The organism is Vibrio sp. 10N.247.310.24 (assembly GCF_041467175.1).
GTDB lineage: Bacteria > Pseudomonadota > Gammaproteobacteria > Enterobacterales > Vibrionaceae > Vibrio > Vibrio tasmaniensis_A.
The window spans coordinates 1-2190 of sequence record NZ_JBFSUD010000165.1 but is presented as its reverse complement, the minus strand read 5'-3'; the positions used below and the strand labels follow the sequence as shown (position 1 = coordinate 2190).

2 protein-coding genes are annotated in these 2190 nt (G+C 39.7%); both read left to right on the top strand.

Annotated elements, in window-relative coordinates; all coding sequences use genetic code 11:
- Positions 1-67 precede the first annotated feature (67 nt).
- On the top strand, positions 68-430 hold the full coding sequence (locus AB6E08_RS23055) for an H-NS family nucleoid-associated regulatory protein (protein WP_371695936.1): 363 nt from the start codon (positions 68-70) through the stop codon (positions 428-430).
- A 242-nt stretch (positions 431-672) separates the two neighbouring features.
- Complete coding sequence (locus AB6E08_RS23050) at positions 673-2058, top strand: GGDEF domain-containing protein (protein ID WP_017096766.1); 1386 nt, start codon at positions 673-675, stop codon at positions 2056-2058.
- Positions 2059-2190: the final 132 nt, after the last annotated feature.

The window sequence follows — 2190 nt, the reverse complement described above, 5'->3', positions numbered from 1 at the left end:
GGTTTAGGAATAGGGCTACGAGAGAGTGGACGTAGCTGATCAGATCGTAGGTTCTTGATTTAGTTCCATTGAATTACGCAAAAAAGCCCTTAATATCCGCTCGCTTCGGGCGTTCTCTCGTGAATTAACACTTGAGGAACTTGAAGAAGCACTTAAGAAGTTAACGACCGTCTTTCTTAAACGCCAAGAAACAAAATTCGCTGAAATCGTAAATCACATCAAGGTTGATGTTGAAGCTCTCATAGAAGCTCTATCAGGAAAATCAAAAAAGAACACAAAAGGTAAACGTAAGCCTCGCCCTGCTAAATATAGATACACCGACGGGAACGGCAGAGCACAAACATGGACTGGTCAAAGTCGCACCCCTTCCATAATTCAAGAACAGCTTGATGCTGGTAAATCACTTGATGATTTCTTGATCGCGAAATAGTCGCTTCTTTCCCCCCTCCTGCAGTAGGAAGATTTGATCTTGTTGTTAACAACAAGATCAATATTCATATAGAAACGAAACAGAAGCCTTGTTTAAGTTAGTTCGATAGGCCTGAAACCGAAGGCGGGATCCCCATCCTTATTAATGATAATATTAAACGCAGTATTTGGGAAAAATCTCCTAGATTGAATCATTATCTATAAAAGTTAAGTCCTAAGACACCCAATGAAGGCGATATATAAATGGCAAAAAAAAAACGAGCACTCACTTCACTCACTCTTTTTTACAGCCAAGTTTTCTGCAAGGTGATTGCAGCTTTGTCTGTTCTCATTTTAGCTTCCTATCTTTTTGATATTAAATGGCTCTATCGACCAACAAGCCATGGGGCAGCTACGCATCCTATAACTGCTTTTATCTTTTTACTTCTTTCTTGCGCCTGTATTTGGCGGAAAAAGAGTCTGAAGATAACCAGAAGCCTCGTAAGCCTTGCTTTTTTCATACTTGTCATTCGTTTCTATCAACAAAGTACTGGAATTAATTTAATTGACCCTGTTCTAAGTTATTTCATCTTTTTTGATACCCCACTTCACGCAGAGTCTCCCATCGAGATGGGGTTTAATACATCAGTAATGCAACTTTTTGCTGTCATAGCCATTTTTTTCCTCTTAAATAGACGTCCTTGGTATCTAATACAAATTTTTGCCATTACCGCTATTTTCCTCCCATTTGTCTCAGCCGTTGGTTACGCTTATGGTATTGATTCATTTTATGGCCAGATGTCTCCGGTCACCACTATATTAGGGTTCTTTTTAACCATATCAATTTTTGGTCTCACAGCCCACCGAGGCGCACTTAAAACACTCTTATTACCTACTTTAGGAGCGAAAATAGCGCGTACGCAGTTAATCTTTGGGTTGTTATTTTGCCTAGCTGGCGGCTTTCTCACCACTTATATTTTGGATGATGAAACCAGCGGTTTTGCTATCTATGTAGTGGTGGTCTGTACGTATATCACCTTTACAATGCTGGCTAGTGGTATTACTTATGAGCAATTCGATAAACGTAGACGCCTCCTTGAAAAACAACTCCATAAATCCGCAATTACTGACCGGTTAACTGGATTGTATAACCGATCAGAGTTCGATCAAAAAATCCAAGCAGTATTTGAGCAACAAAACCTGAACCAGGAAATAAATAGTTTACTATTAATAGATATTGATTTTTTTAAGCAATTCAATGATACCTATGGGCACTTACTAGGGGACAAAGTTTTGCAGCTCGTCGCTAATGTTCTGAAAAACAATACACGCTCTTCTGATCTAGTTTGTCGTTATGGTGGAGAGGAATTCACTATTTTACTTCTTCAAACAGATCTTGAAATCGCCAGCAAGATCGCTGATAACTTAAGAATATTGGTGAGTGAACAAAACCTCACAGCCCCCCTAGAATACGAATCAGATCAGCAAGTGACCATCTCTATAGGATGCGCTAGCCTCTCACAAGCGGAGACAGTCAAAGAGGTGATTAAGCTAGCGGATAATGCTTTATATGAAGCAAAGAAACAGGGGCGAAATAGAATATGTCTCGCTCACGATAAGAGTGAACGCAAAACTTATGACAATTTTTAGCGGCATCGAGAAATCCTAAGAGCGGTTTTGTTGCGTAATTAAATTTAGAGATAGAGCTACCCCGTTTCGCATGCTTTTTAGTCAATACGACAAGTTTCAGGCATACCTAACCCAGTAAGCTTGTTCAACGCT

What these genes read in the sequence shown, in the direction of transcription:
- AB6E08_RS23050 (WP_017096766.1), top strand. Translation starts at nt 673, where the DNA reads ATGGCAAAAAAAAAACGAGCACTCACTTCACTCACTCTTTTTTACAGC.